This window comes from Polaromonas sp. JS666, from assembly GCF_900103405.1.
Taxonomy (GTDB): Bacteria; Pseudomonadota; Gammaproteobacteria; order Burkholderiales; family Burkholderiaceae_C; genus Polaromonas.
The window spans coordinates 29,449-52,961 of sequence record NZ_FNHX01000002.1; the positions used below are offsets into that span (position 1 = coordinate 29,449).

At 69.0% G+C, this 23,513-nt stretch carries 22 protein-coding genes, 1 pseudogene and 1 riboswitch; of the genes and pseudogenes, 3 read left to right on the forward strand and 20 right to left on the reverse strand.

The features are described 5' to 3' along the window. Window position 1 precedes the first annotated feature (1 nt). The 20 genes and pseudogenes from BLQ85_RS04515 to BLQ85_RS04610 all read right to left on the reverse strand — a co-directional run bounded on the left by BLQ85_RS04515 (window position 2) and on the right by BLQ85_RS04610 (window position 21,333). Window positions 2-1,456 (reverse strand): cobyric acid synthase, encoded by a 1,455-nt coding sequence (locus BLQ85_RS04515; RefSeq protein WP_074575185.1) that lies wholly within the window; start codon window positions 1,454-1,456, stop codon window positions 2-4. Beyond that, window positions 1,453-2,463 (reverse strand): aminotransferase class I/II-fold pyridoxal phosphate-dependent enzyme, encoded by a 1,011-nt coding sequence (locus BLQ85_RS04520; protein ID WP_074575186.1) that lies wholly within the window; start codon window positions 2,461-2,463, stop codon window positions 1,453-1,455. Before BLQ85_RS04520 ends, BLQ85_RS04515 begins: the two co-directional genes overlap by 4 nt. Then, window positions 2,460-3,479, reverse strand: coding sequence for an adenosylcobinamide-phosphate synthase CbiB (cbiB, locus tag BLQ85_RS04525; RefSeq protein WP_371327262.1), 1,020 nt, complete (start codon window positions 3,477-3,479; stop codon window positions 2,460-2,462). The genes BLQ85_RS04520 and cbiB overlap by 4 nt, the downstream gene beginning before the upstream one ends. Next, window positions 3,476-4,180, reverse strand: a complete 705-nt coding sequence (bluB, locus tag BLQ85_RS04530; protein WP_074575187.1) for a 5,6-dimethylbenzimidazole synthase — start codon at window positions 4,178-4,180, stop codon at window positions 3,476-3,478. The genes cbiB and bluB overlap by 4 nt, the downstream gene beginning before the upstream one ends. A 17-nt stretch (window positions 4,181-4,197) precedes the next feature. Then, window positions 4,198-5,031 (reverse strand): CbtA family protein, encoded by an 834-nt coding sequence (locus BLQ85_RS04535; protein WP_074575188.1) that lies wholly within the window; start codon window positions 5,029-5,031, stop codon window positions 4,198-4,200. Window positions 5,032-5,051: 20 nt separating this feature from the next. Further along, window positions 5,052-5,243, reverse strand: coding sequence for a CbtB domain-containing protein (locus BLQ85_RS04540; protein WP_074575189.1), 192 nt, complete (start codon window positions 5,241-5,243; stop codon window positions 5,052-5,054). 77 nt (window positions 5,244-5,320) lie between these two features. Then, on the reverse strand, window positions 5,321-5,716 hold the full coding sequence (locus tag BLQ85_RS04545; RefSeq protein ID WP_074575190.1) for a DUF1636 family protein: 396 nt from the start codon (window positions 5,714-5,716) through the stop codon (window positions 5,321-5,323). A 30-nt stretch (window positions 5,717-5,746) separates the two neighbouring features. After that, window positions 5,747-6,439, reverse strand: a complete 693-nt coding sequence (locus BLQ85_RS04550) for a vWA domain-containing protein (protein ID WP_083336746.1) — start codon at window positions 6,437-6,439, stop codon at window positions 5,747-5,749. After that, a complete protein-coding gene (locus tag BLQ85_RS04555) occupies window positions 6,418-7,494 on the reverse strand; it encodes an ATP-binding protein (protein ID WP_074575191.1) in 1,077 nt (358 codons plus the stop codon). The genes BLQ85_RS04550 and BLQ85_RS04555 overlap by 22 nt, the downstream gene beginning before the upstream one ends. Continuing rightward, on the reverse strand, window positions 7,491-11,309 hold the full coding sequence (gene cobN / locus BLQ85_RS04560; RefSeq protein WP_074575815.1) for a cobaltochelatase subunit CobN: 3,819 nt from the start codon (window positions 11,307-11,309) through the stop codon (window positions 7,491-7,493). Before cobN ends, BLQ85_RS04555 begins: the two co-directional genes overlap by 4 nt. Window positions 11,310-11,325: 16 nt before the next feature. Continuing rightward, the gene (cobW, locus tag BLQ85_RS04565; protein ID WP_074575192.1) at window positions 11,326-12,387 is read right to left on the reverse strand and encodes a cobalamin biosynthesis protein CobW; all 1,062 of its coding nucleotides are present in this window, start codon (window positions 12,385-12,387) and stop codon (window positions 11,326-11,328) included. Between the two features lie 21 nt (window positions 12,388-12,408). Next, a complete protein-coding gene (locus BLQ85_RS04570) occupies window positions 12,409-13,272 on the reverse strand; it encodes an ABC transporter substrate-binding protein (RefSeq protein WP_074575193.1) in 864 nt (287 codons plus the stop codon). 4 nt (window positions 13,273-13,276) lie between these two features. After that, window positions 13,277-13,846, reverse strand: coding sequence for a cob(I)yrinic acid a,c-diamide adenosyltransferase (gene cobO, locus BLQ85_RS24525; RefSeq protein WP_175456061.1), 570 nt, complete (start codon window positions 13,844-13,846; stop codon window positions 13,277-13,279). A 24-nt stretch (window positions 13,847-13,870) separates the two neighbouring features. After that, a pseudogene (locus BLQ85_RS24530) lies at window positions 13,871-14,659 on the reverse strand (ABC transporter ATP-binding protein); the annotation flags it as partial. Further along, window positions 14,656-15,735: a FecCD family ABC transporter permease gene (locus BLQ85_RS04585; RefSeq protein WP_074575194.1), complete on the reverse strand. Its 1,080-nt coding sequence runs from the start codon at window positions 15,733-15,735 to the stop codon at window positions 14,656-14,658. The gene BLQ85_RS04585 and the pseudogene BLQ85_RS24530, both read right to left, overlap by 4 nt. Next, complete coding sequence (locus BLQ85_RS04590) at window positions 15,732-16,607, reverse strand: ABC transporter substrate-binding protein (RefSeq protein WP_074575195.1); 876 nt, start codon at window positions 16,605-16,607, stop codon at window positions 15,732-15,734. The genes BLQ85_RS04585 and BLQ85_RS04590 overlap by 4 nt, the downstream gene beginning before the upstream one ends. Further along, the gene (gene cobU / locus BLQ85_RS04595) at window positions 16,604-17,188 is read right to left on the reverse strand and encodes a bifunctional adenosylcobinamide kinase/adenosylcobinamide-phosphate guanylyltransferase (RefSeq protein WP_074575196.1); all 585 of its coding nucleotides are present in this window, start codon (window positions 17,186-17,188) and stop codon (window positions 16,604-16,606) included. Before cobU ends, BLQ85_RS04590 begins: the two co-directional genes overlap by 4 nt. Beyond that, complete coding sequence (locus BLQ85_RS24135) at window positions 17,185-18,036, reverse strand: ABC transporter substrate-binding protein (RefSeq protein WP_074575197.1); 852 nt, start codon at window positions 18,034-18,036, stop codon at window positions 17,185-17,187. Before BLQ85_RS24135 ends, cobU begins: the two co-directional genes overlap by 4 nt. Then, window positions 18,033-19,373, reverse strand: coding sequence for a cobyrinate a,c-diamide synthase (locus tag BLQ85_RS04605; RefSeq protein ID WP_074575198.1), 1,341 nt, complete (start codon window positions 19,371-19,373; stop codon window positions 18,033-18,035). Before BLQ85_RS04605 ends, BLQ85_RS24135 begins: the two co-directional genes overlap by 4 nt. Window positions 19,374-19,392: 19 nt before the next feature. Next, window positions 19,393-21,333: a TonB-dependent receptor domain-containing protein gene (locus tag BLQ85_RS04610; RefSeq protein WP_074575199.1), complete on the reverse strand. Its 1,941-nt coding sequence runs from the start codon at window positions 21,331-21,333 to the stop codon at window positions 19,393-19,395. Window positions 21,334-21,414: 81 nt separating this feature from the next. Then, a riboswitch (cobalamin riboswitch) is annotated at window positions 21,415-21,703 on the reverse strand. Window positions 21,704-21,749: 46 nt separating this feature from the next. Here BLQ85_RS04610 and BLQ85_RS04615 point away from each other — a divergent pair. From BLQ85_RS04615 to BLQ85_RS04625, 3 genes are all read left to right on the forward strand, one after another. Further along, the gene (locus tag BLQ85_RS04615) at window positions 21,750-21,989 is read left to right on the forward strand and encodes a DUF904 domain-containing protein (protein ID WP_074575200.1); all 240 of its coding nucleotides are present in this window, start codon (window positions 21,750-21,752) and stop codon (window positions 21,987-21,989) included. Further along, window positions 21,986-22,312, forward strand: a complete 327-nt coding sequence (locus tag BLQ85_RS04620) for a cell division protein ZapA (protein WP_074575201.1) — start codon at window positions 21,986-21,988, stop codon at window positions 22,310-22,312. Before BLQ85_RS04615 ends, BLQ85_RS04620 begins: the two co-directional genes overlap by 4 nt. Before the next feature lie 385 nt (window positions 22,313-22,697). Further along, window positions 22,698-23,513 (forward strand): sulfite exporter TauE/SafE family protein, encoded by an 816-nt coding sequence (locus BLQ85_RS04625; protein ID WP_074575202.1) that lies wholly within the window; start codon window positions 22,698-22,700, stop codon window positions 23,511-23,513.

Consider the following 23,513-nt stretch of genomic DNA (forward strand, 5'->3'; position numbering starts at 1 on the left):
GTTAGCGATTGCTGATCAGCGATTGCAGAACGCCGGGCGCGAAGTGCTCGGCGATGTAATCGGCCAGCCCGTCAAACACCGAGTCCAGCGTGGGCACAGCCGCGCCGAACAAGGCTTGCAGCACACGCGGGTCTTCAAACATGCCGTGCAGATACAGGCCCAGCACGTTGCCGGCCTGGTTTTGCCAGGCCAGGCCTTCGGCCATCACCGCATGCGCGATGTCGCCGGCCGCCGCCATGGCCGAATGCGGCGCGGTCTGGCCGTGGTGGATTTCATAACCCTGCACGCCCACGCCCGACAAGCCGGCCCACAGCCCGCGCAGCGGCGTGAAGGCGGCCTGCCGGTGCCGCACGGTCTTGGCTTCGTCAAACACCGTGACCACGGGCAACAAGCCCAGGCCGGGCGCGTTGCCGTCAATGCCGTGCGGGTCTATCAGCGCCTCGCCCAGCATCTGCAGGCCGCCGCAAATGCCCAGCACCGCGCCGCCGCGGCCGGCGTGCGCGGCCACGGCCTGGTCCAGCCCCTGCGCGCGCAGCCAGGCCAGGTCGCCGCTGGTGTGCTTGGAGCCGGGCAATATGACCCAGTCGGCGCCCATGAGCTCGGCCGGGCTGCGCACCCACTTGAGGCGCAGGCCGGGCACGTTTTTGAGCGGCTGGAATTCATCGAGGTTGCTGATGCGCGGATAAGCGATCACCGCAACGGTTCGGGTCACAGCGCCGCTGGCCACGCTGCGGTCGTCAAATACACCGTCTTCCTCGGGCAGGCCGTGCTGCCACCACATGGGCAAGGTGGCCACCGTGGGCACACCCGTCATGTCCTGCAGCATTTGCGGGCCGGGCGCCAGCAGTCTGGCGTCGCCCCTGAATTTGTTGAGCACAAAACCCTTGATGCTGCGCCGCTCGGCTTCATCGAGCAAAGCCCAGGTACCGTAGAGATGGGCAAACGCACCGCCGCGGTCTATGTCGGTCACCAGCAGGCAGGCGGCTTTGGCGTGCTGGGCCGCGCGCATATTGACGATGTCGCTGGCCTTGAGGTTGATCTCGGCGGGCGAGCCCGCGCCCTCCATCACCACCACGTCGTTGTCGGCGATCAGCTCATCGAGCGCGCGTGACACCACGGGCCAGACCGAAGCGCTACGGCCGCGCCACTCCATGCGCGAGAGCTCGGCATTGACCTGGCCCATCAGCACAACCTGGCTTTGGGTGTCTTTTTCGGGCTTGAGCAACAGCGGGTTCATGCGCACGTCGGGCACGGCCCTCGCGGCCAGGGCCTGGAAATATTGGGCACTGCCGATCTCGCCTTGGGAAACCACCCTGGCGTTATTGCTCATGTTCTGCGCCTTGAAGGGCGCGACCTTGAGCCCCTGGCGCGCGTAGTAGCGGCACAGCGCGGTGGTCAGCCAGCTTTTGCCGGCGCCGCTGGTGGTGCCGAGCACCATCACACTTTTTGCGCTCATGAATTAGTTAGGTGGAGTTGTTGCCACGCATTGTGCAGCGCATCCTGCACAGCGGGCGGCTGCACACCCAGGCGCACATGGCCGGGCAGGCCAAAGGAGGTGGTGTCGCGCAGCTTGATGCCCTGGGCGCGCAGCGCGGCCAGCGCCTCTTGCAGGCTCAAACCCTCAGGCAAGGCCGGCTGCGCGCAGAAAAAATTGGCCCCGCTGGACAGGCAGCGCCAGCCCAGGGATTCGCAAGCCGCGATTTGCCTGGCCTTCCATTCGCGCAAAGTCTTGAGGCTGGCAGCCAGCCATTCCTGCGCCTCCCCACTGGTCCAGGCCTGCAGCATGGCCTCGCCATGTGCGCCCACGGGCCAGGAAGGGCACAGCTGCTCCAGCGCGGCGGCGCTGCCCTCTTGCCCCAGCGGCGCTATCGCATAGGCGGCGCGCACGCCGGTCAGGCCCAAGGCCTTGTTGGGTGTCCAGAGCTGCCAGACGCTGTCGAGTTGCCGGTTCGTTAATGTGGGTGCGGCGCTGAGCCGCAAAGGCTCGTAGGCACGGTCCAGCACAAGCAGGGTTTGGCGGCCATCGGCCAGCGCACTCAAACTATCCTGCGCGGCCCCGAGCGGGCTGGAAGGCTCACAGGCCCAGAGCAGTTGCGCATCATCAGGCTCGTTGACCGTGGCAAGGCCATGCGCGGCAGCCGCCTGCGCGTAATCGCCGTAACTAAAAGGCGGTAGCCAGACGGCGCGCGCGCCCTGCCCGGCCGCCAAGGCCGTGATGCGAAAGATAAATTCGCTGGCGCTCGCGGCCGGCAGCACACGCACCTGGTCCACCCCATGAAAGGCCGCCAGCCGCGCGCGCAAGGCCGTGTAGCCGGCATCGGGATACCGTGTGGCGTCCGCCTGCCGCACGGCGGCCAGCGCCACTGGGCATGGCCCGCAGGCATTGCTGTTGGTCGAAAAATCATGCTGCGGCACGCCCAGGCCGTCGGGCCCACCGTGGACGCGGGACGGCTTGATGCTCATGCCGCCACCATCGCTGCCAGCAGCATCGCCGCCATGGCAAGAAAGACCTGCGCAAACACCGCCTGGGCGGCCAGGCCCTGGGCCAGTGCGGTGTCCGTCGCCTCGGGCGGCCGCCCCCGGGGGTTCAGGATGTAGACGCCCGGCTTGCCCAGCGAAACACCGAGGGCCAGCGCCATGGCCGCCATGGGCCAGCCGCTGTTGGGCGAAGGCGTCCTGCGAGCTTCGCGGCACAGGGCATGAAGGGGCAAGCCGCGCGCCGCCAGCGCCAGCAGCAAGGCCGTGAGGCGCGCCGGCAGCCAGGACAGCACGTCGTCCGCGCGCGCGGCCCATTTGCCAGCCCATTCCCAGTTCTTGCCGCGATAAACGCCGCGGTAGCCCCACATGGCATCGGCGGTGTTGGCAAAGCGGTAGACGGCTGCCCCCGGCAGGCCCAGCAGCACAAACCAGAAAATGGGCGCGACCACCGAGTCGTTGAGGTTTTCGGCCAGCGATTCAATCGCGCTTTCGCGCACCTGACTGGCACTGAGCTGCGCGGTGTCGCGGCTCACCAGCCACGAGAGGCGCTCGCGCCCGGCCTCCAGCGACTGGCCCAGCGCCAGTTCCACGGCGCCGACTTCTTCGCGCAGCATGCGCCAGGACAGCATACACTTGAGCAGCCAGGCCATCAGCACGACCAGCAGCACGCTGTCGATGGCGGCCTGCCAGGCCGGCGCCGCGGCATAGCCGGCCAGTTGCCAGAACACCAGCGCCTGCGCGCCCCAGGCGATGGCGCCGACCAGCGCTGCACCCAGCCACCAGGCCAGCGCGCCCAGCACAAATGCCGCCGGCGGCGCGCAACGCACCGTCACGCTGCCGCAGGCCTTGAGGTAGTTGCCCATCCAGACCACCGGGTGGACAGGCGAAGGCGGCTCGCCCATGTACTTGTCTATCCACAGCGCCAAGCCGAGGGCCAGCACCATGCAGCCGGCGGCATAAGGCAGGCTGTGCAAAAGGTAGAGGCCGGTCCAGGCCATCATGGCGCTTCTGGGGAAGAAGGCGCGGCACCCCAGAGGTCCTCAAACACCATGTCGGCCAGCGGCGCGCGGCGCGCCCACTTTTCGGCCTGCAGCATGGGCTGCTCGTAAAAGGCCTGCACCGGCCCCAGGCACAGCACGGCGATCGGTTTGCTGCCTTCGGGCATGCGCAAAAGCGCGGCCAGCTGTTGCGGATCGAACATGGAGACCCAGCCCATGCCCAGCCCTTCGGCGCGGGCCGCAAGCCAGAGGTTCTGGATGGCGCAGGCCGCCGAGGCAAGATCCATCTCGGGCAGGGTGCGGCGGCCGAACACATGCTGCTCGCGGCCCGGCGGCAAGGCCACGACCAACACCTCGGCGGCGTCCAGCACGCCCTGCACCTTGAGTTTCATGAACTCGTCTTCGCGCTCGCCCAGGGCTTTGGCCGTGAGCACGCGTTCCTGTTCAACCAGCGCATGCACGCCCTCGCGCAAGGGCCTGCTGCGCACACGGATAAAACGCCAGGGCTGCATAAAGCCGACGCTGGGCGCATGGTGCGCGGCCGACAGCAGGCGCTGCAGCAGCTCGTCGGCCACCATGCCGCCGCTGAAGTGGCGCATGTCGCGCCGCTCGTAAATGGCCCGATACACCGCCTGCTGCTCGACGGCGCTAAAGGCGTGAGCGGGCACGGCCGGATCGGCCGGGCCCGCCCCGACGGTGGACACAGAACCCGCCGGAGCACTCACTGCGGGGCTTGCACGGCGGCCACGGCGGGCGCATCGGCGCGCTGCAGCACCGCCAGCAAAGCCGGGCGCACCCAGCGCTGGAAAGCCCATCCGCCCGCCAGTCCCAGGCTCACCCAGAACGACAGGGACACCCAGGTGGTGGCCCAGATGAACTGCGTGCCCAGCTGCTCGAGCGCGGCGTGGGCTTCAGGGCCGAAGCCGGCCAGGGCATCGCCCTGCAGCTTGGGCGCGCCCACCACAAAGGGCAGCGCCAGCAAAACCGCGGCCACCAGCCAGCGCCAGGATGCGCGCGAGAACCCAGCCACGGCGCAGGCGCCGGCCGCGCTGGCCACCGCCAGCACCCACCAGAGCTGGCGAGCCTGCAGCGGCGCGGCTTCCATGCCGGGCACTTCCGCATGCAGGCCCAGCGAGGGCCAGAAGTGAAAGCTCAGCCAGCCGGCCGCCGCCACCACGCCGGCCAGGCGCAGCGAGGCCACCGCAGTACCGCGCTGGTAAAGCCATACGCCCATGACAGCGAACAGCAGCAGCGCCATGCTGAAGGCATGCAGCATATTGGCCACCCAGGTCCAGCCGGTGCGCTCGGCGCCGTTGGCGGGCTCCCATTCCTTGGCAGCACCTTGCGGATGCTCGTGGTCATGAGCGGCGGTGCCTGCGGCATGCGTATGGGCTGCGGGCGCTTCGGCCGGCTTGGGCGCCTCGGCCTTTTGCTCCTCGTACACCTCGGCCGCCAGAATCAGCGGAGCGGCCTGCCAGCGCTGCACGCCGGTTTGCAGGCTGCCCACCACCACCGCGGTGGCCAGGGCCGCCCAGATCAGTCGTTGAAAAATCATGGATGTCTCCCGGGGGCTGCTCAATGGCAGGGTTTGACGGTGATGTGGCGCACGTCGTGCGCGGCGTTGTGGGCCAGCGGGCTTTCGGCGAAAGCCACGCCGTACAGGACGACCAGGCCGAGCGCGGCGGCGCCCAGCAGCGGGCGCAGCACGGCCAGGCCGGGGTTCAGGACGTCGGAAGGGCTGTGGGTCAGCGTTGTCGGTTCGGTCATGGCGATCTCCTTGGGTTGCTAGGGTTGGTGGGTGAAAAAAGAAACTTGATTGATGCAAACGTAATGGATTCGGCCCGTCATGTCGAGCCCAGGCCGACAGGGGGCAGCCGCGCGAGTATGCCGCCGCGCAGGCGCTCGGGCCGGGTGTTGCGGGCCAGGTTGCCGTCGGCGCTGTGCTTGTGCAGCTGCGCGCAGGCAATCACCTGGGCCGCGGTTTCGGGGTCGGGGACCAGGTCGCCGAAGTAATAGCTGAATTTGCCCTGCGCCTGCAGCGTCACGGTGCAGGCGCGCGAGCAGCCGCTCATGCAGGCCAGGCCGCGCAGCTGCAGGCCCTTGTGCTCGCCGGTGTCGAGTTCGCAGACCAGCAGCGCCTCCTGCACGGCTTCGAACAGCGCCAGGCCGTGGGCGGGCAGCTCGCGCGATGCGCCAGCCGGGCGGCAGGTGGTGCAGACAATGATTTCGGTATCGGGCATCGGTGTGGAAAGGTCAGGTCTGTAAATGATTCATGCGGCGGGCAACGCCAGGCGGTGCTCGGCGCCCCATCGGGCGGCCCAGGCGGCGCAGCGGCCCAGGGGTTTGCTGGCATCGTCAAAGTCCACGATCACCAGGTGCTGCGCGGCCGGCGGCAGCGGCTGCTCCAGCGTGCGGCCGTCGGTCAGCAGCCACAGCCAGCATTCGATGGGGCCGTTGCGCTGAAGCCTGCGCTGCAGCAGGCGGCCGGCCTGCGCCAGGGCCTCGGCCAGCGGCGTGCCGCCGCCGCCGCCCACGGGGCGCAGGCGCTGGCTGCCGGCGGCACGCGCGGGGCCGGGCGGCAGCAGCAGCTCCACGCCCTGCCCACCAAAGCGCAGCAGCGCCACCTCGTCGCCCAGGCGCGCGGCCTGCTCGATCATGAACGCGGCATGGCCCTTGGCCAGGGCCAGGCGGCCGTGCCGGCGCATGGAGCCCGAGGTGTCGAGCACGATGCAGTGCAGCCGGCTGGGGCGCAGTGCCACGGGCTGGCGGCGCAGGTGCTCGCGCTTGAGCGGCGACTGCCCCTTGGCCACAACCGTGGGCAGCCAGGCGATGGCGGCGCTGCGCTGCCGGGCACCGGGTGTCGCGGTTGTTGTGAGAGGCGTGTGCGAGGGAGGCCACCGCCAGCTGCCGGGCCCTTTGCGCGGGCGGCGGCTGCGGTGGCCTAGGCTTTTTTTGGCGGCCACCCCGCGATCGCCTGGACCTTGGCCGTGCCTTCGGGCTGGGCCGGCAGCGCGCCCCAGTCGCCTTGCGGTACAGATGCCGCGGACGGCTGCTCCTGCGGGCGTTCGGGAGCTTGCGGGGTTTGTGGCGCCTGGCCGCTTGCGCCGGGTGGCTGGGCCGCACTGCCCTCGGGCCGGCGGTGCGCCAGCGCCAGTTCGGCCACGGCATCCACATCGGCCGGCGTCACTTCGCCGCGCCCTTCGAGCGCCGCCAGCGCGCGCGCGGCGCGCAGCATCACCAGGTCGGCGCGCATGCCGTCCACACCGGCGGCGATCGCGCAAGCCGCCGCATGGTTCAGCACCTCGTCGGACCAGGCCAGGCTCGGTAGCGCCGCACGCGCGGCCACCAGCGCCGCGCTCAAGGCGGCTTGCTCCTGCGCATGCTGCCGCGCCAGGGCGGCGGGATCTTCGTCAAAGCCCAGGCGCGCGCGCAGGATGGCGGTGCGCTGCGCGGCATCCACCGGGTTGGCCAGCACCAGCGACAGGCCAAAGCGGTCCAGCAGCTGCGGGCGCAGCTCGCCCTCCTCCGGGTTCATGGTGCCCACCAGCACAAAACGCGCGGCATGCTGGCGCGAGATGCCGTCGCGCTCCACCGTGTTCACGCCGCTGGCGGCCGCGTCCAGCAAGGCATCCACCAGCGCATCGGGCAGCAGGTTGACCTCATCTACATAGAGCACGCCGCCGTGAGCGCGCGCCAGCAGGCCCGGCGCCAGGCGCACCCGGCCGTCGCGCAGCACGTCTTCCACATTGAGCGTGCCCACCAGCTGCTCCAGGCTGGCGGCCAGCGGCAAGGTGACAAAGGGCGCGCCGGGCAAGAGCGCCGCCAGCGCACGCGCCGCGGTGGACTTGGCCGTGCCGCGCGGGCCGCTGATCAGCACGCCGCCTATGCCCGGGTCTATGGCGGCGAGCTGCAGTGCGCGCTGCAGCTGCGGCTGGCCGACCAGCGCGGTAAACGGAAAGGCCGCGCGCTCGGCGGGTTCAACAGCCTCGGCGGAAATGTTCAGTTCGGGAGTGTTCATGCCAGGGGTCCTTCTCCGTGTTCTTCAAGCCGGCGCTCCAGCGCCAGCAGATGCTCTTCAATGCGTTCGCGGTGCTCGCCCGGCGCCTGCCACAGGCCGCGCCGCATGGCCTCGAGCAGGCGCTCGCCAATGCTGCGCAAGGCGCCGGGGTTGTGCTGCCGCAAAAACGCGCGGTTGATGTCGTCGTGCAGATAGGCCTCGGCCACCAGCGCGTACTGGTGGTCGCCCACCACACCGGTGGTGGCGTCAAAGGCGAACAGGTAGTCCACCGTGGCCGCCATTTCAAACGCGCCCTTGTAGCCGTGGCGGCGCACGCCCTCCAGCCACTTGGGGTTGACGGCGCGCGAGCGCACGACGCGCGCCACTTCCTCGCCCAGCGTGCGTATGCGCGGCGCGCCGGGCACGCTGAAGTCGCCGTGGTAGAGCGCCGCAGGCGCGCCCGCCAGCTGCTGCACCGCCACCGCCATGCCGCCCTGGAACTGGTAATAGTCGTCCGAATCGAGCACGTCGTGCTCGCGGTTGTCCTGGTTGTGCAGCACCGCGTCCAGGCCGGCCAGGCGCTGCTCGAAGCTGCCGCGTGCCGCCACGCCATGCCCGCCCTGGCCGTAGGCAAAGGCGCCGGCGCGCAGATAGGCCTGGGCCAGGTCGGCGCCGTCGCTCCAGCGGCCGCTGGCCATGACTTCCTGCAAGCCGGCCCCGTAGCCGCCGGGGCGCGGGCCGAAGACGCGCCAGCTGGCTTCGCGTTCGGCCGCCTCGGCATTCAAGCCCCTGGCTTGCGCCTCCAGCGCCTCGCGCCGCACGCGCGCGCGTATCGGGTTGACCTCGTCGGGTTCATCCTCTTCGCTGATCGCGGCCACGGCACGCACCGCGGTGTCGAACAGGTCTATCACATTGGGGAAGGCATCGCGGAAGAAACCCGACACGCGCAGGGTCACGTCCACACGCGGCCGGTGCTTCATGGCCATGGGCAGCACCTCGATGTCCACCACGCGGCTGCTGCCCTCGGCCCACTTAGGCCGCACGCCCAGCAAGGCAAAGGCCTGGGCAATGTCCTCGCCGCCGGTGCGCATGGTGCTGGTGCCCCAGACCGACAGGCCCAGGCAGCGCAGCATCTCGCCGTGGTCCTGCAGGTGGCGTTCGACCACACGTTCGGCGGCGGCCGCGCCCATGGCATAGGCGGTCTGGGTGGGCACGGCGCGTGTGTCCACCGAATAGAAGTTGCGCCCCGTGGGCAGCACGTCGGGCCGGCCACGCGAGGGTGCGCCACTGGGGCCGGCCGGCACAAAACGGCCGGCCAGGCCGCGCAGGCACTGGGCAATTTCCTCTGGGCCGCAGGCGTCCAGGCGCGGGCGCAGCACCTCGCGCATGCGCCGCAGCACCGGCGTGCTGTGCGGCCAGGCGGATTCATCCCATGCCGCATCGGCCACCACATGGCCGGCCACCAGCTGGCGGGCCAGCAGCTCCAGGCGCTCGCGCGTGTGGCCGGCATGGCGCCAGGCGTCCTCGCTTTGCGCTTGCAGCACGGCTGGGCGCGGGCCGTTCCAGGGCTCGGCCCACTCGGGGCTTAGCGCGTTAAAACCTTCCACGCCGTCCAGCTTCAAGTCCTGGGCCAGTGCCGCGAGCAGGCTGCGCTGGCCGGCGGCCGCGCCGCCCGGAAAACGCGCCAGCGCCACCAGCGTGTCGACCTGCTGGCGGCCCAGCGGCGAGCTGCCCAGTATGTGCAGGCCGTCGCGGATCTGCGATTCCTTGATCTCGCAAAGGTAGGCGTCCAGCCGCTGCAGCAGCGCCTCGCGGCCCGCGTCGTCGGCAGGTTTGGCAAAGCCCAGGTCGGCATGCAGGCCCTCGGCGAGCACATGCGCGAGGATGTCCTCGCGCAGGCGCCGCGCGCGCCGCGGGTCCAGCGACAAGGCCTCGTAGTACTCGTCCATCTGCCGCTCCAGCTTTTGCAGCGGGCCGTAGGTCTCGGCGCGCGTGAGCGCCGGCATCAGGTGGTCGATGATGACGGCCTGCGTGCGGCGCTTGGCCTGGCTGCCCTCGCCGGGGTCGTTGACGATAAAGGGATAGAGGTGCGGCAGCGGTCCCAGGATGGCATCGGGCCAGCAGGCCGCGCCCAGTGCCACGCTTTTGCCGGGCAGCCATTCGAGGTTGCCGTGTTTGCCCACATGCACCACGGCATCCACCGCAAACTGGCGGCGCAGCCAGAAGTAGAAGGCCAGGTAGTTGTGCGTGGGCACCAGGTCGGCATCGTGGTAGGTCGCCACCAGGTCCAGGTCGCGCCCGCGCGCGGGCTGTATGCCGACAAACACGTTACCCAGGCGCAGGCCGGAGACCATGAAGCGGCCGCCGCGCACCATCGGGTCCTGTTCGGGCGGGCCCCATAGCGTGTTGACGGCATCGCGGCTGGCCGCGTCCAGGCGGTTGAAATCCTGCAGGTAGTCCGCCATGGCCAGGCTCTGCCCGGCGGGCCGCATGGGGTTGGCGTCCAGGTTGTTGGTCACGCCCGCCACCAGCGCGGCGATCAAGGCATCGCCGCTTTCGGGCAATTCGCCTGTGGCGTAGCCTGCCTCTCGCATGGCGCGCAGCAGGGCCACGGTGGAGGCCGGCGTGTCCAGGCCCACGCCGTTGGCCAGGCGAGCGTCGTCATTGGGATAGTTGGCCAGCACCAGTGCGACGCGCTTGGTGTCGTTGGGCTTGCACTGCAGCGCGCACCAGCGGCGCGCCAATTCGGCCACAAAAGCCATGCGTTCGGGCTCGGGCTGGTAGCGCACCACGTCCACCTCGGTGCGTTCGCAGCGCCAGGCCAGGCCCTTGAAACTGATGGCGCGTGTGCCTATGCGGCCGTCCACCTCGGGCAGCACCACCTGCATCGCGAGGTCGCGCGGCGCCAGGCCGTGCGGGTCGGCCTGCCACTGCTCCTGTGAGCAGCCCGCGGTGATCAGCTGCAGCACCGGGGCATCGCCGGCCAGGGGCTCCATCTGCGCGCCCTGCACGCTGTCCAGGTCGTCGCCATCGAGCGCGGTGATGGCGAAGCTGGTGGCGTTGAGCACCACACCCACGCCGTGTTCAGCGGCCAGCGAACGCAGCAGCGCCAGGCTGGTGGAGTTCTTCAGCGAATCCACCGCCACGGCCACGGTGTTGAGGCCTTCAGCGCTCAGTGCGGCCAGCATGGCGTCAAACACCGCGGTGTTGCCGGCCTGCAGATGGGCGCGGTAAAACACCAGCAGCGCGGCCGGGACGCCGTCTCGCCAAGGAGCGGTCTCCAGCGGCTGGTAGACCATGGCGGGCGGCAGCACTTCGGGCGGCGCGGGGCGTGCGCCCAGGTCGAAGGCGGCATGGCCTATCAGTTCAAAAAATGTGCGGGCGTTGTCTCGGCCGCCTTCGCGCAGGCAGCGCCAGAGTTCGCGGCAATCCTCATGGGGGGCGGTGCTGCGCAGCAGCAGCTGCAGGTCTTCGGCGGCATCGCCCGAGAACAAGGCCAGCCACTGGCCGCGCGCGCCCGCCAGTTCGCGCACCCGTTCCACCACATAGGCCCAGTCGCTGGCGGCCCCCAAGTGGTCTATGACCACCACACGCGCATGCTGCAGCACCTCGTCGACGTACATGTCGGCCGAGGCTGGCTGGCGCAGCCACATCAGGTTGGCCAGGCGCACCGTGGGAAAGCCGGCGGGCAACTGCTGCGCCGCATCGGCCAGCAGGGACAGCGTGGTGTCGGCCGCGCTGAGCACCACGATGTCGCCCGGCGTCTGCTCCACGCGCACCACACCCTGGCCGCCGTCTTCAACGTGGCCGCCGGGGCGGGTGGAGAGCAGATGCATAAAGTCTTCCGGTATTTCAGGCCGCGACGGGCGCTGCCAGTGCCGCACCCAGTTCGCTTTGCAACACGGCGGCATTCAATTCGGAGCCGATCAGCACCAGCCGTGATTGCCGCGCTTCGCCTTCGCGCCAGGGGCGGTCGAAGTAGCTGTCGAAACGGCTGCCCACGCCCTGCACCACCAGACGCATGGCCGAACCGGGCAAGGCCACAAAGCCCTTGGCACGGTAAATTTCATGGCGCTCCACCACGCCGCGCAAGGCAGCCAGCAGCGCATCACGACCGGGCACGTCCAACGCCACCTGCACCGAGTCAAAGGCGTCATGGTCGTGGTCTTCTTCCTCGTCATGGTGGGTCTTGCGTTGGTCGATGACGTCTTCCACCGCGCGCCCCAGGCCCAGCAGCACGCCGATGTCGACGCGGCCATGCTGGGCCTGCACCAGCTTGACGCCGGGCGCGGTCTCGGCACGGATCGCGGTTTCCACGCCGGCCAGTTGGGCGGCCGTCAAGCCGTCGGTCTTGTGCACCACCACCAGGTCGGCCGTGGCCAGCTGGTCCTCAAACAACTCGTGCAGCGGCGATTCATGGTCCAGGTTGTCGTCGGCGCGGCGCTGCGCGTCCACGGCGACAGGGTCGTCGGCAAAGTCGCCGGCGGCCACCGCGGGTGCGTCCACCACCGTCACCACGGCATCGACGGTGAAGGTGTTGCGCAGCGTGGGCCACTGGAAGGCCTGCACCAGCGGCTTGGGCAGGGCCAGGCCCGAGGTCTCGATGATCAGGTGGTCGATCTGGTCGCGGCGCGCGGCCAGTTTTTCCATGACCGGCGCGAACTCTTCCTGCACGGTGCAGCACAGGCAGCCGTTGGCCAGTTCGTAGAGCTGGCCGTTTTCTTCGCCGTTCTCGCCACAGCCTATGCCGCAGCCGCGCAGCAGTTCGCCATCTATGCCGAGCTCGCCGAACTCATTGACGATGACCGCGATGCGGCGGCCCTGCGCGTTGGCCAGCAGGTGGCGCAAGAGCGTGGTCTTGCCGCTGCCCAGGAAGCCGGTGACGATAGTGGCGGGGATTTTTCGGGTTTGCATGATGTGTCTCGGTTGAAAAAATTAACGGGGCGGCAGTGCGCTCAGGCACTCCACCAGCATTTGTGCGGCCTCGCCCAGGCGCGGGCCGGGGCGCGACAGCAGGTCCATGCGCTCGGTGTCCAGCAGGCACAGCTGCTGCTGGCGCACCGCGGGCAGCGTGCTCCAGCCGGGACGGTCCGACAGGTTGGACAAGGTGGCGCGCGGGCCGATGATGATGTCGGGCGGGCGGCGCAGCAGCAGCTCGGGGTTGATCCGGGGGAACAGGCCCAGCTCGCCGCTCACGACGTTAACCAGGCCCAGCCTGGCGACGGTCTCGCCGATAAAACTCTTGTCGCTGGCGGCGGACGAGCCCGCCCCCACTTCCACATACACGCTGCGCCCGCGCAGAGCGGCGGGCATGCGCGCGGCCGCGGCGTCGAGCTCGGCCTCCATGCGGGCCAGCAGCTCGCTCGCACGCGCCGGCTCGCCCAGCGTCTCGCCGAGCTTGAGCAGCATGCGTCTGAGATCGGCATGGGTGCGGGCATCAAACATCATGACCGGCACGCCCAGGGCCTTAAGCCTTTCACCGGCGCGACTGCGCGGCCCCAGCAGGACCATATTCGGGCGCAGGGTGACTATGCGTTCGATCTGCGCGTCTTCCAGCCCGCCCACCTTGGGCAGCACCTGCACCGAATTGGGCCAGGTGGAATGGCGGTCCGTACCCACCAGCTGCGCGCAGTGGCCCAGCGCGCACACGGCCTCGGTCAGCGAAGGCGCCAGCGTGACGATGCGCGACACCGGCTGCGTGCCCTGCGCCATCGCGAAGCTGGAGAGCAGCCCCAGTGTTGCCAGCGATGCCGCGGAAGGCAGCAGACGCCTGGCCGAATGGGAAACGGAGGAAAACATGGCTCTAGTCTTCGATGCCGCGTTGGGCCGGGACGCCGGCTTTGAAGTGATGCTTGATCAAGGTCATTTCAGTGACCGTGTCGGCCAGATCGACCAGCTCGGCCGGCGCATTGCGGCCGGTCAGCACCACATGCACATGCGGCGGCCGTTCGCGCAGGCAGCTGAGCACAGCCTCCAGCGGAACCCAGCCGTAGCGCAAGGGGTACATGATTTCGTCGAGCACCACCATGAAGTGCTCGCCGGCGCGTATCGTGGCTTCGGCCCGGGCCCAGCCGTCCAGCGCCAGTTGGGCCGAGTGCTCGAGGTCGCGGCTCTTCCAGCTGAAGCCGTCGCCCAGGCCTTCAATCGGGATGCCCAGTTGCTCGAACAGCCGGTGCTCGCCAAAGCGCGCGCTGGGCACCTTCATGAACTGGTAGACCTTGACGGCCTTGCCGCGGCCGTGGGCGCGCAAGGCCAGGCCGAAGGCGGCCGTGCTTTTGCCCTTGCCGTGGCCGGTGTTGATGAGGACCAGGCCGCGGCGTTCGCCGGTGGGCTTTTCGTAGGGGGTGGCCGAAGGTGGGTTTTCTATTTGCATGGGAGCCCTCTTGGGAGGTTGGGTAACTTTGGGCAATGCGATCCACTGCCCTTGCAAGGGGTGGACGGCAATGCGCCCGTCGAATACATCTTCCAGGGCCCGGTGGGTGGCCAGGTCGGCGCAGGGGCCCTGGTGGGTGACGCGGCCTTCGGCCATCACCACCAGGCTGTCGGCGTGCAGTGCCATGGTGATCTCATGCAGCACGCTGACCACGGTCTTGCCCTCGGCCACCAGGGCCCGCACCACGTCCAGCCAGTCGGCCTGGTGCGGCGGGTCCAGGTTGGCCAGCGGCTCGTCCATCAGCAGCACCTGGGCCTGCACCGCCAGGGCGCGGGCCAGCAGCACGCGCTGGCGCTCGCCGCCCGACAGCTGCCCCAGCGCGCGCTGGCGCCAGTCCCAGGCGCGGGTGGCGCGCAGGGCTTGCTCCACCGCCGCACGGTCGGCCGCGCTGGGCGGCGCTAGCCAGGCCTGGTGCGGCAGCCGGCCCAACATGGCGACGTCCCACACGGTCAGGTCGTCGGCCGAGGTTTCGTTCTGGCCCAGCCAGGCCAGCTGGCGAGCGCGCTCGCGGTGCGGCAGCTGCTGCAGGGGCTGGCCCAGCAGCGTGACGCTTCCGCCGTGCGGCAGCACGCCGGCCAGAGCCTTGAGCAAGGTGGACTTGCCCGCGCCGTTGGGGCCCACGATGCTGGTCCAGCGCGCGGCGGCGATGTCCAGGTCTATGCCGTGCAGCACCTGCTGCCTTTGCACGCCATGGCCCAGGCTGGCCGAGATGGACTGCGCGCCAAGGGCAATGGGGGTGGTCACGGTGCTCATGCCGCGCGCCCTCCGCCCAGGTTGCTGCTGCGGTGCATCAGCCACAGCAGGTAGCCGCCGCCCAGCACCGCGGTGAGCATGCCCACGGGCAGCTCCTGCGGCGCCATCAGTCCGCGCGCCAGCGTGTCGGCGGCCATCAGCAGCACGCCGCCCATCAGGCTGGACAGCAGCATCAGGTGGGCATGCGTGGTCTTGACCACGGAGCGCACCAGGTGCGGCGCCGCCAGGCCCACAAAAGCGATCAGCCCGGTCTGCGCCACGGCGGTGCCCGTGGCCAGCGCCAGCACCGCGACCAGCGCCGCGCGCATGGGCGCCACCGGCAGGCCCAGGCTGACGGCCGTGGCGTCGCCCAGGCTCAGGCCGTCGAGCACACGCGCCAGCAGCCAGGCGGCCAGCACACAGACACCCCACACGCTGGCCATGAGGATGCACGAGGTCCAGCCGACAAAGGCTGTCGAGCCCAGCATGAAGGCCTGCATGGCCTGCAGCGATTCGGGTGAAAACAGCAGCACCAGGTGCGTCATGGCGCCCAGCACCACGCCCACCACCACGCCGGCCAGCAGCAGGCGCAGGGTGTGGCCGACGCCGCGCGAGAGCACCAGCGTGAGCATCACCGCGAACACGGCGCCCAGGAAGGCCGCCCCGGTCAGGCCCAGGCGCACCCACAGGCTGCTGGAGAACACGCTGACGGCCACGCCGCCGTTCATCATGTTGCCGCCCAACATGCCGGCGCCGCCGCCCAAGGCGGCCAGCGCCAGCGCCACACCGAGCGAGGCGCCCGAGGCGCTGCCCAGCAAGTAGGGATCGGCCAGCGGGTTGCGGAACAGGCCTTGCGCCACCGCGCCCGCCAGGCCCAGCAAAGCGCCGGCGGCCCAGGCGCCCAGGGTGCGCGGCAGGCGGATCTGCCAGAGGATTTGCTGCGCCATCGCGGTTTGCGGCGGGTCTTGCGCGGGATTGAGCAGCGGCCCGATCAGGTTCTCCAGCCCGGCGCTGCCCACGCAGATACCCAGCGCCACCAGGGCCAGCGCGCCCAGCACACCAGCCCAGACCAGCCACCACACGCGGGCCTGCATCATGGTTTGGCTCCCTTGGGGGCCTTATCCATGAGGCAGCGGGCCATCAGGCGCGCGCCCTCGGCCATGCGCGGGCCGGGGCGCACCAGCACATTGGCCTCTTCGGTCGGGAAGATGCAAACGCGTTGCTCGCGCAGCGCGCGAATGCCTTGCCAGCCCGGCCGCGCCTGCAGGCCGTCGGCGCTGCGCTGGCCGACCATGATCAGGTCGGGATTGGCGCGGACTATGTATTCGGGGTTGAGCTTGGGAAAAGGCCCGAGCTTGGCCGGCACGATGTTTTTGACGCCAAGCCGCGCCAGCGTCTCGCCGATAAAGGACGACTCCCCGGCCGCATACGGGCCCTGGTTGACCTCAAAGTAGACCCGCGTGCCGCGCACTTGGGGCGGCAGCGACTGGGCCGCGGCCGAGACGCCGGCGTCGATCGCGCGCCAGATGCGCGCGGCATCGGGCACTTCGAGCAGCTGGCCCAGCTTGAGCATCACGCGCTGCACGTCGGCATGGCTTCGGGGCTCCAGCGCCACCACCTTGAGGCCCAGGGCCTGCAGCCTGTCGCCCGCGCGCGAAGAGGTGGCCAGCAGCACCACATCGGGTTTGAGCGCGACGATCATCTCGATGTTGGGATCCAGCCCGCCGCCGACCTGGGGCAGCTTCTGCACGCTGGCGGGGAAATTGGAATAGCGGTCCACCCCGACCAGGTTCTGGCAACGGCCCAGCTCGCAGACGGTCTCGGTCAGCGAAGGCAGCAGGCTGACGATGCGCTGCGGCGCCCGGGGCAGCGTGACGGTCGTGCCGCGGTCGTCGGTCAGCTGCAGCGCACGCACGGGTGAGCCCAGGGCGAGGCAGAGCAGAAACAAAAGAAAGGCGATGCGTTTCACAAAGGAGCTTTCAAGGTCAGCGGCAGACCCGCGGCCATCAAGGTCACGCGCTCGCAGGCAGCCGCGACTTGCTGGTTCAGCAGGCCCAGCGCATCGACAAAAGCACGGGTTTCGCGGCCCAGGGGAATGACGCCCAGGCCGATTTCGTTGCCGACCAGCACCAGCGGCCCAGGGGCGGAGGCTAGGGCCTTGACCAGCAGGGCCGCCTGTTCACGCGCGGCCTGGGCGGGGTCTTTGAGTTCCATACCCGGCGCGGGCATCAGCAGGTTGGTGAGCCACAGCGTCAGGCAGTCAGCGACGACCAGGGTGTCGGCGGCGCTGTGCTGGGAAAGGACCTGGGCCAGCTGAACCGGCTCTTCAACGGTCGCCATGCCGGGCACACGCTCGGCGCGGTCTTGCTGGTGTCGGCGTATGCGTTCGCGCATCTCCTCATCCCAAGGCCTGGCGGTGGCGATCATCACCGCACGGTGGCCGGGCGACTGCGCAAGCCAGTGCTGGGCCAGCATTTCGGCCCGGCGCGACTTGCCGCTTTTCTGGCCGCCCAGGACCAGTTCGCTTTTGGCGATCGTCATGGTGCTCATGGCTTGAAAGCTCCGGCCTGCTCTGCGTCCATCCACTGCAGGACGATCTGGTGCATCCTGGCCACGCCATCGGTCAGCGCGGCCGGGCCGGGCTGCAGGATGTCGGGCGACTTGATTTCAAACAGCTGCTGATGGCGCACGGCGTTCACCGCGCCCCAGCCTTCCCGCGCCACCACGTTCTCGGGCCGGAATTTTTTGCCGCACCAGGAGCCCAGGATGATGTCGGGGTTGCGGCGGGCTATCTCGGCGCCATCGGCGATGATGCGGTTCTTGCCCAGGGACTCCTGTGCCAGCTCGGGGAAACAATCGTCGCCACCGGCCATGCCCAGCAGCTCGGACACCCAGCGGATCGCGCTGATGTGCGGGCTGTCCCATTCTTCAAAAAACACCTTGGGGCGGCGCGCGCCGGCGGCCACCCTGGCCGCCGCGGCCGCCTGCATGGCGCGCAGGCCGTCCTGCATCTGCGCGATGCGCCGCGCGCCCTGCTCCGCTTCGCCCACGATGGCCGCGAGCTGGAACAACATGGAAAAAATTTCGGCCACACTGCGCTGGTTGAAGATGGTGACCTGCACGCCGCGTTTGACCAGGTCGGCCGCGATATCGGCCTGCAGGTCCGAAAAGCCCAGCACGCAGTCGGGCTGCAGCTCCATGATCTTGTCCAGCTTGGCGCTCAGGAAGGCGCTGACGCGCGGCTTCTCGTCGCGCGCGCGTTTGGGCCGCACGGTGTAGCCCGAGATGCCCACGATGCGCCGCTCCTGGCCCAGCAGGTAGAGCCACTCGGTGGTCTCCTCGGTCAGGCAGACGATGCGCTGCGGGCCGGGATTGAAATGCAGCAGGTCGGCGCTCATGCGGGCACTCCGGCGGGCGCGCTAAACAGTTCCACCACGGCTTCGGGGCAGGAGGGAAACCAGGCGTGGAAGTAGCTGGCGCGCACGGCGCCATGCTGCCACACGGCCTCGCCCGCGTCGGGCGCCGGCGTGGTGCCGGGCCGCGAGGTGCGGCCCACGGGCTGTAAAGGCGTGGCCGTGGTCGAGTAATGGAAGGTATGGCCGCGCAAGGTGCCGCCGGCCAGTTGCAGCTGCTGCGGGCCCAGGCCGGCCAGCAGCTTTTGCATGCTCACCTCGCCAGCCAGCACGCCCCACTGCGCATGGCGCCGGCCGTCCAGCGTGACCAGGGTGTCAAACAGCGCCATCATGCCGCCGCACTCGGCCCATACGGGCTTGCCCGCGGCGACATGCGCTACGAGGCTGCCGCGCAGCGCGGTGTTGGCGGCAATCGTCTCCGCATGCAGCTCGGGGTAGCCGCCGGGAAGCCACAGCGCGTCGCAGGCGGGCAGCGCCGCATCGGCCAGCGGCGAGAAAAACGCCAGCTCGGCGCCCAGCGCGCGCAGGGTGTCGAGGTTGGCGGCATAGATAAAACAGAAGGCGGCATCGCGCGCGACGGCAATCGTCTTGCCGCGCAGCGCCGGCACCATGCGAGCGGGGGTTTCAGGGGCCGCGAAGTCCACCGCCCAGCGCTGCCAATCTTCCAGCGTCATCCGGCCCAGTGGCGTATCGGCCAGCGCGTCGGCCGCGGCGTCCAGGCGCTCCATGGCGTCCGCCACTTCGGTGGCCACGGTCAGGCCCAGGTGGCGCTTGGGCAGGCTCATGGCGGCATCGCGCAACACCGCGCCCAGCCACTGCTCGGGCGCCACGCTGGCTTGCAGCATGGCCGCATGGCGCGCATTGGCCACGCGGTTGGCCAGCACCCCGGCCCAGGGCATGTGGGGGCGGTAGTGCTGCAGGCCAAAGGCCAGCGCGCCAAAGGTCGCCACCATGCCCGAGGCATCCACCACCGCCAGCACCGGCAGGCCGAAGCGCTGCGCCAGGTCGGCCGCGCTGGGCTCGCCGTCAAACAGGCCCATCACGCCTTCCACAATGATCAGGTCCACCTCCTGCGCGGCCTCATGCAAGCGCGCCCGGCAGTCGGCCTCGCCGGTCATCCACAGGTCCATCTGGTACACCGGCGCGCCGCTCGCCAGGGCGTGCCAGCACGGGTCCAGGAAATCCGGCCCGCACTTGAAGACCCGCACGCGCCGCCCCTGGCGCGCATGCAGCCGCGCCAGCGCGCAGGCCACCGTCGTCTTGCCCTGGCCGGAGGCCGGGGCGGCGACAAGGATGGCGGGACAGCGGACGGTTTGTGGCATGGAGGGTCGGGATAAAGGTTTAGCGGGGTGCCCAGGTCACACCGACATAGAGGTTACGCCGGGCGGTCGCATAGGTGTTGGCGGTCTGGTAAATCTTGTCGGTCAGATTCTCCAGTTTGGCCACCAGCTTCCAGTCAGGGGACAGCGCCGTCGTGGCACTGAGGTTCATGACCGAGTAGCCGGGCAGCACCACGTTGGTGTTATCGCTGTCGAAGGCATGCGAGGCCATCACCAGGTCGGTCGCGAGCTGCCAGCCGCCCAGCGGCATTTCGGCGCCCAGCGTTGCGTACTGGCGCGAGCGGCGCTGCAGGGTGCGGTTGGTGATCCGGTTCTTGGGGTTCTGCAAATCCAGCGAGCCGTGGATGCGGACATTGCCCACCATTTCTGCCGCCGTAAGCGTCAGCCCGGTGTACTGGGCCTGCGCGGTATTGGCATAGCAGCCGCGGTTGGCCAGCACCGTCGGCGGCCCGCCGTTGGTGCAGGGGCCGTTGCCCGTGACAAAGCTCAGCAGGTTGCTCAGGCGGTTGCGGTACACCGTGATGCCGTACTGCGATGTGCCCTGGCTGTATTTGAGCGCCGCTTCCACGCTGCGGCCGGATTCGGGCTTGAGGGTCGAGGTGCCGTAGATGCTGAAGCGCTGGTACAGCGTGGGGACGCGGAAAGACGTCCCGGCGGAGGCGGACACCTTCCACTGCGGCGTGAGCGCAAAGGCATAGGCCGCGGAGCCGGTGGTCTTTCCGCCGAATTCGCTGTCCCTGTCGTGGCGGGCGTTGAGCTGCACGGTGTGCGCGCCGCCGCTCCAGCCGTAGCCCAGGCTCACGCCGTCCAGGGAGCGGTTCTTGTTGAGCACACTCGCGCCCCCCGGTATGACCGCGGAGCCAACCAGGCGGAACACATCCCTTCGGCTTTCGAGTGCGGCGCTCAGCAGGTGGGCGCCCAGGCGGTATTCGTTCTGGAGCAGCAACGTGCTGATAGTGCTCTTGTCGTAGGAAATCTGGGGCGTCGAGCCGTTCAGGCCCTCCTCGCCGGAATCAGTGCCCTGGGTGAGGGCCAGCCTGGTGCTGTAGCGGTCGGACCATTTGGCCTCCCACTGCAGGCCCAGGGTCTGCAGGTCGGCGATGCGGCGGTAGTCGCGGGTGGGGCCGCCGTCGTATTGGGAGTCCGTGTGGCTTTGCATCACGTTGGCTTCAATGCGGTGGTCGGGGTTGACCTGCAAACCCAGCTTGGCGTTGGCGCCCAGGCTTTTGTAGCCGTCGGCATCGGGGTTCTGGCTCGCGATGGTCCGCGCGTTGAAGCCGTCACTCTGGCCCTGACTCAAGCCCAGCGCATAGTCGAATGCACCCGCCGACCCGCTGGCGGCGAGTTCGACCCGTCTGGTGTTGTAGGAGCCATAGCCCACCGACACGGAGGGCGAGAAGGGGCCTTCGCCCCGTTTGGTGAAGATCTGGATCACGCCGGCCACGGCGTCGGAGCCATAAATGGCGCTGCTGGGGCCGCGCAAGACCTCGATCCGGTCGATCAGCGACAGCGGAATATTGCTCCACGAAGCACCGCCGGCCGTCGCCTGCGACTCCACCCGCACGCCGTCGATGAAGACGGGGGTGTGGCGGCTTTCCCCGCCGCGCACAAACACACTGGTGTTCGCGCCTGTGCCGCCGTTGCGGGTGATCTGTATGCCCGGCACGCGCACCAGGATGTCGGCCAGCCCGACCGGGCCGGCGCGTTCTATGGTTTCGCGGTCGATGACGGTGACGTCGGCAACGACGTCGCCGATGGGCTGGGCGCTGCGCGTGGCGCTCACCACCATTTCCCTGAGCTGCGGCGCGACAACGGCCGGGGCGGCCTGCGCGGTTTGGGCGGTCTGCGACAGGGCGGGAGACGCCGCCAGAAAGGCCAGCGGGAATGCGGCGGCCAGCGCCGTCGGGAGCACGGCCAGGCGTGCGTGGGGAGCAATTTTCATGAATCAACAGTCAGCAATGGGCCCTCACCGGCTTCCCCGCCGGTGTGTGAGCGTTACAAACACCCAGTCCAGGGACTGGACGTGCGCGTTCACCTTGTTGGCCGGTATCCGGGCTGACGGAGCTGCCTCCATCGCCTTCCCAAACGCTTGTTCAAGGCGCTCAGTGGCTGATGATGAAAGCTGAATGCGCGCTGGCCGTGAGGCCGGAAAAGCGCATTCGTCCGTTTTACCGTTGCGGGGGCAGCGCAGGTTGAAGGTCTGGGCGCCGGCCTTCGGGCTTGACCCGATGCCTGGCTTTGACGCTCTCCTGCTTCCCGTTGAACTGCAGCATGTGAACCACACTGCGGGCACCAACAGGGGCGATTCTACGCGGCCCTTCCCCAGTTCAGGCCGCAAACCCTACAATCGGGCTTGCCATGGCGAACCAAACCCAAATCGACCAGATCACCGAACGCGTCGAGCGCCTGTTGCTGCGCTACGAGGAATTGCAGCGCACCAACGAGCTGCTGGCCGAGCAGGTCGGCCTGCTGACGCAGGAGCGCGACTCCCTCAAGTCGCGCCTGGGCGCGGCCCGCGCCCGCGTCGATGCCCTGCTCGAGCGCCTGCCCGAAAGCAGCGGCCACGGCCATAAAACCACCGCGGGAAGCGAGTCATGAAGCAGCTCGAAGTACAAATCATGGGCCAAAGCTATTTGCTGGGCTGCCCCGAAAACGGCGACGCGCGCATGCTGGACGCGGTCAACCGCGTCGACATGGCCATGTGCCGGATCCGCGACGCCGGAAAAATCAAGGCGCGCGACCGCATCGCCGTGCTGGCGGCATTGAACCTGGCCTTCGAGCTTCCCGAGCGCACGCCGGGCGCCGCCCCCGTGCCGGCGGCCGCGCCGGCCGAGGCCGCCGGCAATGCCGACAGCCCGCAGCTCGCGGCCCTGCTGCAGCGTCTGGACACCGCCCTGGGCATAGACGGCCGCCTGCTTTGAAGTCGGGCGCGCGCCGGCAGCGGCGCTTGCCCCTCTATCCCGTCGCAGATCCCTTCATCGCGTCCCGGGCAAGGCCGCAAAGGCCTACAATGAAGACGTCTGCGATGCGCATTGGGCTTTATATTTCCTTGAACCAATGCTCTTTGAGCACGGGCTTGGTAAATTGTCCGGCAGGTGTGATCGTCTCGCGTCAGACGAACCCGAAACCCGACTGCCCTCGCCCACCTGAACCCCCGGTTCAGGATGACGGTCCAGTGGCACTCGCAGACACCTTATTTCCCGCCATCGCCTTGCGCCCTCCCTCTTTCCCCTCCACCAACCCCACCGTGTGCGGCAGCGCTTCCCGCGAAGCGCCGCAGGCCCGCGGCCACATGCCTGACGCTCCATGATGCTTGAACCCCTCCTGATTGTTGAACTGGCCCTGCTGGGCGTGGGCACCGGGTTTCTCGCCGGACTGCTGGGCATAGGCGGGGGCATGCTGATGGTGCCCTTCATCACCATCATCATGTCGAATCGCGGCGTGGCGCCGGACCTGGCCGTCAAGATGGCCATCGCCACCTCCATGGCCACCATCATCTTCACCTCGATCTCCAGCGTGCGCGCGCACCACAAGCGCGGCGCGGTGCGCTGGGACATCGTCAAGCGGCTGGCGCCCGGCATCGTGATCGGCAGCATCATCGGCAGCCTGGGCGTATTCGCGCTGCTCAAGGGCTCCTACCTGGCGATCTTCTTCGGCCTGTTCGTGAGCTTTTCCGCCACGCAGATGTTCCTGGACAAAAAACCCAAACCGACGCGGCAGATGCCGGGCACGGCGGGCCAGTTCGCGGCCGGCGGCTTTATCGGCTTTTTGTCGGGTCTGGTCGGCGCGGGCGGCGGCTTCATCAGCGTACCCTTCATGACCTGGTGCAACGTGGCCATCCACAGCGCGGTGGCGACCTCGGCGGCGCTGGGCTTTCCGATCGCCGTGGCCAATGTGTTGGGCTATGTGGTCAGCGGCCAGAGCGTGCAGGACCTGCCGGCCAACTCTTTCGGCTACATCTGGCTGCCGGCGCTGCTGGTGATCGCCGTGTGCAGCTTCCTCACGGCGCCGCTGGGCGCCAAGGCCGCGCACAACCTGCCGGTGGGCAAGCTCAAGCGGGTGTTTGCGAGCATCCTCTACGTCCTGGCTGCCTACATGCTCTACAAAGGTCTGAAGGGCTGA